The sequence below is a fragment of the Trinickia sp. genome, from assembly GCF_051961175.1.
In the GTDB taxonomy this organism is placed as follows: Bacteria; Pseudomonadota; Gammaproteobacteria; order Burkholderiales; family Burkholderiaceae; genus Trinickia.
On sequence record NZ_JBQCDN010000181.1, the window covers coordinates 1 to 7,629 of the forward strand.

The 7,629-nt window shown below is 63.3% G+C and carries 7 protein-coding genes and 1 tRNA gene; 3 read left to right on the forward strand and 5 right to left on the reverse strand.

The window, feature by feature from the left end; all coding sequences use genetic code 11:
• The 5 genes from ACTHL0_RS10215 to ACTHL0_RS10235 form a co-directional block, all read right to left on the reverse strand.
• Nucleotides 1-881 (reverse strand): sulfate adenylyltransferase subunit 1 (locus tag ACTHL0_RS10215; RefSeq protein WP_440566613.1); only part of this gene is annotated, 881 nt, incomplete at its 3' end.
• Nucleotides 882-914: 33 nt separating this feature from the next.
• Nucleotides 915-1,877 carry a sulfate adenylyltransferase subunit CysD gene (cysD, locus tag ACTHL0_RS10220; protein ID WP_440566614.1) on the reverse strand — a complete coding sequence of 321 codons (963 nt, stop codon included), beginning with the start codon at nucleotides 1,875-1,877 and terminating at the stop codon, nucleotides 915-917.
• Nucleotides 1,878-2,005: 128 nt separating this feature from the next.
• Nucleotides 2,006-2,767, reverse strand: coding sequence for a phosphoadenylyl-sulfate reductase (locus ACTHL0_RS10225; protein ID WP_440566615.1), 762 nt, complete (start codon nucleotides 2,765-2,767; stop codon nucleotides 2,006-2,008).
• The gene (locus tag ACTHL0_RS10230) at nucleotides 2,764-3,300 is read right to left on the reverse strand and encodes a DUF934 domain-containing protein (RefSeq protein WP_440566616.1); all 537 of its coding nucleotides are present in this window, start codon (nucleotides 3,298-3,300) and stop codon (nucleotides 2,764-2,766) included. Before ACTHL0_RS10230 ends, ACTHL0_RS10225 begins: the two co-directional genes overlap by 4 nt.
• Nucleotides 3,301-3,327: 27 nt before the next feature.
• Nucleotides 3,328-5,007: a nitrite/sulfite reductase gene (locus tag ACTHL0_RS10235; RefSeq protein ID WP_440566617.1), complete on the reverse strand. Its 1,680-nt coding sequence runs from the start codon at nucleotides 5,005-5,007 to the stop codon at nucleotides 3,328-3,330.
• Between the two features lie 204 nt (nucleotides 5,008-5,211).
• Between ACTHL0_RS10235 and ACTHL0_RS10240 the strand changes: the two genes are divergently transcribed.
• The 3 genes from ACTHL0_RS10240 (at nucleotide 5,212) to ACTHL0_RS10250 (ending at nucleotide 7,629) form a co-directional block, all read left to right on the forward strand.
• A complete protein-coding gene (locus ACTHL0_RS10240; RefSeq protein WP_440566618.1) occupies nucleotides 5,212-6,153 on the forward strand; it encodes a CysB family HTH-type transcriptional regulator in 942 nt (313 codons plus the stop codon).
• 121 nt (nucleotides 6,154-6,274) lie between these two features.
• Nucleotides 6,275-7,447: an ABC transporter substrate-binding protein gene (locus tag ACTHL0_RS10245; protein WP_440566619.1), complete on the forward strand. Its 1,173-nt coding sequence runs from the start codon at nucleotides 6,275-6,277 to the stop codon at nucleotides 7,445-7,447.
• Between the two features lie 97 nt (nucleotides 7,448-7,544).
• Nucleotides 7,545-7,629, forward strand: a tRNA-Leu gene (locus ACTHL0_RS10250).

Sequence of the window (7,629 nt, forward strand, 5' to 3'; positions counted from 1 at the left end):
CCGCCCGGCACCGGTGCGATGATCTCGGCCACGGTGGCTTCGCGCTGCGCCGGCAGCACGACGATCGCATCGCCCACGCGCACTTCGCCCGCTTCGACGCGGCCCATGTAGCCGCGGAAATCATCGGCGCTCGCACCGTCCTGGCGTGCCACCCATTGCACCGGGAAGCGCAGCGCCTCGCCCGTGGCCTGCGCCACCGGCAGTTGTTCGAGTACATCGAGCAGCGGCTCGCCCGCATACCAGGGCATGCGCTCGCTGGCCTGCACGATGTTGTCGCCCTTCAGTGCCGAGACCGGCACGAAGCGCACACCGGCCAACCCCAACTGCCGCGCCAGCTCTACATACGCATCGCGGATCTCGTTGAAGCGCGCCTCGCTGTAGTCGATCAAGTCCATCTTGTTGATCGCCACGATCGCATGCTGCAAGCCCAGCAGCTTCACGATCGCGCTATGGCGCTTCGTTTGCGGCAACAGGATCGTGCGGCCCGCGTCGTCCTTCGTCACGCGCGTCGCATCGATCAGGATGATCGCCGCATGCGCCGTCGACGCACCCGTCACCATGTTGCGCGTGTACTGCTCGTGCCCCGGCGTATCGGCGATGATGAACTTGCGCTTGGCCGTGGCGAAGTAGCGATAGGCCACGTCGATCGTGATGCCCTGCTCGCGCTCGGCTTCCAGGCCATCCGTGAGCAGCGACAGGTCAATTTCCTCGCCCACGGTGCGCTTGTTCTTCGCCCGCGAGAGTGCCGAAAGCTGATCGGACAGCACGGCCTTGCTGTCATAAAGCAGGCGGCCGATCAGCGTGCTCTTGCCGTCGTCGACACTGCCCGCCGTGATGAAACGCAGCACGCCGAGGTCTGCCGGTTGATGAGGAGTACTCATGTTCTCAATCCCGTCCTAATGTTTTCGGTGTGCTTAGAAATAACCTTGCTTCTTGCGCTGCTCCATCGCAGCTTCGGACGCCTGATCGTCCATGCGCGTCGCGCCGCGCTCGGTGATGTCGGTCACCGCCGTCTCGGCGATGATCTTTTCCACGTCGTCGGCGTCGCTCTCCACCGGGCAGGTGCAGCTGATATCGCCCACCGTGCGGAAGCGCACGAGCGCCTGCTCGCTTTGCTCGCCCTCGCGCATCGGCGTAAGCGGCGTCACCGGCACGAGCAAGCCGTTGCGGCGCACGATCTCGCGCTCATGCGCGTAATAGATCGAGGGCAATTCCAAGCCTTCGCGCGCGATGTATTGCCATACGTCCAGCTCGGTCCAGTTCGAGATCGGAAACACGCGCAGATGCTCGCCCGCATGCAAGCGTGCGTTGTACAAGCTCCACAGCTCGGGGCGTTGCGCCTTCGGATCCCATTGGCCGAATTCATCACGGAACGAGAAGATGCGCTCCTTGGCGCGCGCCTTCTCTTCGTCGCGGCGCGCCCCGCCGATCATCGCCGTAAAACCGTGCTCGGCGATCGTCTCGAGCAGCGTCACCGCTTGCGCCGCATTGCGCGAATCGGTCTCGCGGCGCAGCCGCACCGTGCCGCGCTTGATCGAATCTTCGACATGGCCCACCACGAGTTGCGCGCCAATCTGCTCGGCCCGGCGATCGCGGAAATCGATCACTTCGGGGTAGTTGTGCCCCGTATCGATATGCACGAGCGGGAACGGCAGCGAGGTCTTGCGCTTGGCGCCCAGCCCGAACGCCTTCAACGCCAGATGCAGGACGACCACCGAATCCTTGCCGCCCGAAAACAGCAGCGCCGGCTTGCTGCATTCGGCCACGAGCTCGCGCAGGATGTGGATCGATTCGGCCTCGAGCCAGTCGAGGTGGTCCATGCGGGATGCGCTGACCGTGAGCGGGGTCGTCGCAGAAGGTTCGAGAATCGTGCTCATGTTTAACGGTTTCCTATCGTTTGCCCGTGGGCCGCGCCCGGCGCCGATGCGCTCGAGTGAGCCGTCACGGCATTCGGATGCTGCATATGCTGTTCTGTGCTGCTCGTCCGGTACCTATCCGGAGCGCGTCAGGCCGAAGCCGGCGCGCCGCCCGGCGCGAACTGCACCGTCGACACCGTGACATGCAGTCCACATTCTTTCGAGTCGCGCGACTCCCACCACCAGCGCCCCGCCCGGCTGTCCTCGCCGGGACGCACTGCGCGCGTGCACGGCTCGCAGCCAATGCTGGGATAGCCGCGCGCGTGCAGCGGATTGACGGGCACGTCGAACAGCTGGAGATACGCCCAAACCTCGCCTTCGCTCCAATCCGCCAGCGGGTTGTATTTCGCGATGTTGCGCGCGGCGTCATGCTCTTCTTCGTGCAGCTCGGCGCGCGTCACGGACTGCTCGCGACGCTGCCCCGTCACCCAGGCGTCCACGCCGGACAACGCGCGGTTCAACGGATCGACCTTGCGGATCTCGCAACAGCGCTTGCGCAACTCGACGCTTTCGTAGAACGCGTTCAACCCGTGCGACTTCGCGTATTCGTCCACGGCTTCGGCTTGCGGATGAAACTGCTCGATCTCGTAGCCGTACCGTTCGCGGACACGATCGATCATGCCGACCGTCTCCGCATGCAAGCGGCCCGTATTCAGCGAAAAAATGCCGATCGCCGCCGAGCGCGACAAGATTGCATGGGTCAGCACCATGTCTTCCGCGGCCAGGCTGCTGGCGAGCTTGATACGAGCATGGCGCTTCGCGATCTCATCGACGAATGCGTGCAGGCGATCGATCTTTGCCTCGAGCGCCGCATCGACGGGCGCGGCGGCGGGCGTGCGGTCCTGGCTCATGCGCGCTCCGATTCAAGTGCCGCGCGGCGGCGAAACAGCGGCTGCGGCGTATCGAAGGCGCTTTGATACTGGACCGAGAACTCCTCGAAAGCGCGCAGCGCGTCGTGGATGTCTTTATCGGCGCGCACGGCAAATGCATCGAAGCCGCAGCGGAACATGAAATTCAAGTGATCGCGCAACACATCGCCGATCGCGCGCAACTCGCCTTGCCAGTGGTAGCGCTCGCGCAGCAAACGCGCGGTGCTATAGCCACGGCCGTCGCGGAAAACGGGGAAATCGACGCCGATCAGCGAAATCTTGTCGAAGTCCGCGGTGAGATCGGCCGGCTCGTCGTCAGGGGCGAGCCATACGCCGAGCGCGTCTTGCGAGCGCGATGCGATCAGCGCCTCGCGCGCTTGCTTCCAGAGCGCGAACGGAACGAGCACACGGCCGGTGGGCAGTGCATCGGCCGCGGGCAGTGTACCGTCTTCGGCCGCGCGCACCACCGTCCAATCGTCTTCCACCACGGAGCGGTTCTTGATAATCGAAGTCATCTGCAAATATCCCTCTTCGCGCGGCGGTTATGCGTGCGCCGGCTGGCGCGACGCGTACACGCGTTCCTTGAACGGCGCCACGCCGATCCGATTGTAAGTGTCGATAAAGCGCTCGCCGTTGATGCGGTTTTCGAGGAAGGTATCGATGACCTTGCTCATGACGTCGGGCATCTCTTCCGCTGCGAACGACGGCCCGATCACTCGGCCCAGACGCGCACCGGTCGCGCCCATGCCTTGCTCGCCGCCCAACGTCACTTGGTACCACTCCGAGCCGTCCTTGTCGACGCCTAGAATGCCGATGTTGCCGACGTGGTGGTGGCCGCAGGAATTGATGCAACCCGAGATGTTCAGCGACAGATCGCCCAGGTCGTGCACGTAGTCGAGATCGTCGAAGCGGTCCTGAATCGCCTGTGCGATCGGCAGCGACTTGGCATTCGCGAGCGAACAGAAGTCACCGCCCGGGCACGCGATGATGTCGGTCAGCAAACCGATGTTCGGCGTGGCGAAGCCTTGCTGCTTGGCTTTCTCCCACAGCGCGAAGAGGTCGCGCTTTTTGACGTCGGCGAGAATCAGGTTTTGCTCGTGGGACACGCGCAGTTCACCGAACGAGTACTGATCGGCCCAATCGGCCACCGCTTCCATCTGTTCGGCGGTGGCGTCGCCCGGCGCGCCCTTGGCGGGCTTCAACGAGAGCGTGACCGCGGCGTAACCGGGCACCTTGTGCGGGCGCAAGTTGCGCTCAATCCAGCGCGCGAATGCACGATTTTCCAGCAGATGCGTTTCGAACGATGCGTCGGTATCCGACAGCTTTTCGTAAGCCGGCGGCGTGAAATGACGAGCGACGCGATCGAACTCGGCTTGCGTCAGCGTCGAGGGGCCGTCTTTCAGATGCTGCCACTCCTCTTCCACTTCCCGAGCGAATTTTTCCGTACCGAGCGCCTTCACGAGAATCTTGATGCGCGCCTTGTACATATTGTCGCGACGGCCGAAGCGGTTATACACGCGCAGCACGGCTTCGCAGTAGGTCAGCAGGTGCTGCCAAGGCAGGTTCTCGCGGATGATCGGGCCGACGATCGGCGTACGGCCGAGGCCGCCGCCCGCGAGAATGGCGCAGACCACCTCGCCCGCCTCGTTCTTCGACAGGTACACACCCAGATCGTGGATCTGCACCGCGACGCGATCTTCCTTCGATGCCGACACCGCAATCTTGAACTTGCGCGGCAGCCAGCTGAATTCGGGGTGGAATGTCGACCATTGGCGCAGAATCTCAGCCCACGGACGCGGATCGACGATCTCATCGGGGGCCACACCGGCGAACTGGTCCGCCGTGATGTTGCGGATGTCGTTGCCGGACGTCTGGATGCCGTGCATCTGCACCGAGGCGAGGTCCGCCAGCAGATCGGGCGTTTCCTCGAGCTTGATCCAGTTGTACTGAATGTTCGTGCGCGTCGAGAAGTGGCCGTAGCCGCGGTCGTACTTGCGCGCGATGTGCGCCAGCATGCGCAACTGGTCGCTGCGCAAGTTGCCGTACGGGATCGCGATGCGGTGCATGTAGGCGTGACGCTGCATGTAGAGGCCGTTTTGCAGGCGCAGCGGGCGGAACTCGTCCTCGCTCAATTCGCCCGACAAACGGCGGCGGACCTGGTCGCGGTACTGCGCGACGCGCTCGTCGACGATGGTCTGGTCGTACTGATCGTATTGATACATTCGGGACCCCAGGTTGTGTTGCGCCGCTGCTCGCGGCGCCCGAATCGAATCTTAGGCAGACAACCGCCCCTCGTTCAGACGGTTCTGTCATCCGCTAATGACGAAAACAGCTATACATATTGAAAAACGTCCGCCGATCGTAATAAACTGGCCTTATATTTCAAACGACTAAAAAATTCTTTCCTTATGCCGATAGGGTTATAAATGAACCTGCACCAATTTAGGTTCGTGCGCGAGGCGGTCCGACAGAACTTCAACCTGACTGAGGCCGCCAAGGCGCTGTTTACGTCGCAGCCGGGAGTCTCCAAGGCGATCATCGAGCTGGAGGATGAGCTCGGGGTCGAGATTTTTACGCGCCACGGCAAGCGGGTCCGTTCGCTGACGGAGCCGGGACGGATCATCCTGGCCTCGGTCGAGCGGATCTTGCAGGAGGTGGAAAGCCTGAAGCGTGTGGGCAAGGACTTCGCGGCGCAGGACCAAGGCAACCTCGTGATCGCCGCGACGCACACGCAGGCCCGCTACTCGCTGCCCGGCGCCATTGCGGAGTTCAAGAAGCGCTTTCCGAAGGTGCATCTGTCGATTCTGCAAGGCAGCCCGACCCAGGTGGCGGAGATGGTCATGCACGACCAGGCCGATATCGCGGTGGCCACCGAAGCGATTTCGTCGTACAAGGAACTCGTCTCGCTGCCCTGCTTCCAGTGGCACCACGTGGCGGTCATGCTGGCCGACCATCCGCTGCTGCAGCGCAAGCAGCTTTCGCTCGAAGATCTCGCACAGTACCCGCTGATTACCTACGACAACGCCTTCGCCGGCCGCAGCAAGATCAACCAGGCGTTTTCGCTGCGGGGGCTCGCGCCGGACATCGTGCTTGAAGCGATCGACGCCGACGTCATCAAGACGTACGTCGAGCTGGGTCTGGGCGTGGGCATCATGGCCGACATCGCGTTCAACGCCGAACGCGATCGCCATTTGCGCGCGATGCCCGTCGGACACCTGTTCGGCAGCAATCTGACGCGTGTGGCGCTCAAGCAGGGTGCCTATCTGCGCAGCTACGTCTATACGCTGGTCGAATTGCTTTCGCCGACACTGAATCGCAAGCTGATCGAGCAGGCGCTCAAGGGCGAGCATGACAGCTACGAACTGTAAGCCAGTCAGCGGCAAGGCGAAAAGTCCGCCCGGCAAACGCGCGCAGTTGGGTGCGGTGCTTAGGCGCCCGCCGGTGAATCCATATTTAACTCGTTAGCCACGAATCTCAGGAGACCCTTGCATGGCGTTGTCCGCAACCTTCCGCCGCGCGCTCGCCCTCGCGGCCTGTACAGTCGCCTGCGCGGCGTTCACCGCCCCCGCGCGCGCCGACATCAAAGTGGGCATCGATTTGTCTTCGACGGGCCCGGCCGCCGTCATCGGTATCACCAGCAAGAACGCGATGCTGATGTGGCCGAAGACGATTGCGGGGCAAAACGCAGAATATCTTTTCCTGGACGACGGCTCCGATCCTGGCGCCGCCGTGCGCAATATCAACAAGCTGATCCACGAGGATCGTGTCGACGTCATCGTCGGCCCGAATGTGACGCCGGCTGCACTGGCCGCGCTCGATCCGGTGGCGAACTCACATACGCCGATGATCACGTTGATCGGCTCGGGCAGTGTGGTCGAGCCGCAAACCGGCCCGCGCGTCTGGGCGTTCAAGATGGCCCAGACGGACAGTGCCATGGCCGATGTGATGACGCGCTACATGGCGAATCATGGCGTGAAGACGGTCGGGTTCATCGGTTTCGCCGACAGCTACGGCGACGGCTGGCTCAAAGCGTTTTCGACGTTGGCGAAGCTGCGACATATCTCGATCGTCGGAACGGAACGCTACAACCGCACCGATTCGAGCGTGACGGGACAGGTGCTCAAGCTGATGGCAGCGAAGCCCGATGCGATCCTCGTCGCGGGTGCGGGCACGCCGGCCGTGCTGCCGCAGCGGGAGTTGGTCGAGCGCGGTTTCAAAGGGCCGATCTACCAGACGCACGGCATCGCCACGCCCGAGTTCATCAAGCTCGGGGGCAAGGATGTCGAAGGGACGCTGTTCCCGACGCAGCCTGTCATGGTCGCGCGTACGCTGCCGGCCGATCATCCGTCGAAGAAGGAGGCGCTGGCGTTCGTCGAATCGTACGAGGCCAAGTACGGGGCCGGTAGCGTCACGCAGTTTGCGGCCGATGCGGCGGGCGTCTTTCCGCGCTTGAACGACGCTGTCGCGCGTGCGCTGAAGCAAGCGCAACCGGGCACGGAGTCGTTCCGTACGGCCCTGCGGACCGCACTGGAACAGGCGCACGAACTCGTCGTGCCGAACGGCGTCGTCAATACGAGCGCGAGCGACCATGTCGGCCTCGATCAGCGCGCCAGCGTGATGGGGACGATCAAGGGTGGGAAGTTCGTCTACCTGGGCCAGTGAGGGGCGGGTGCCGGCCGCGGCATAGATGCTTGTCAGCGGAGACGATTTCCGCCATAATCGCGCTCTTCGCGTCCGGCGTGTTCTATCGCCGACGAAAGCCCGGGTGGTGAAACAGGTAGACGCAGGGGACTCAAAATCCCCCGCCGCAAGGCGTGCCGGTTCGAGTCCGGCCCCGGGCACCA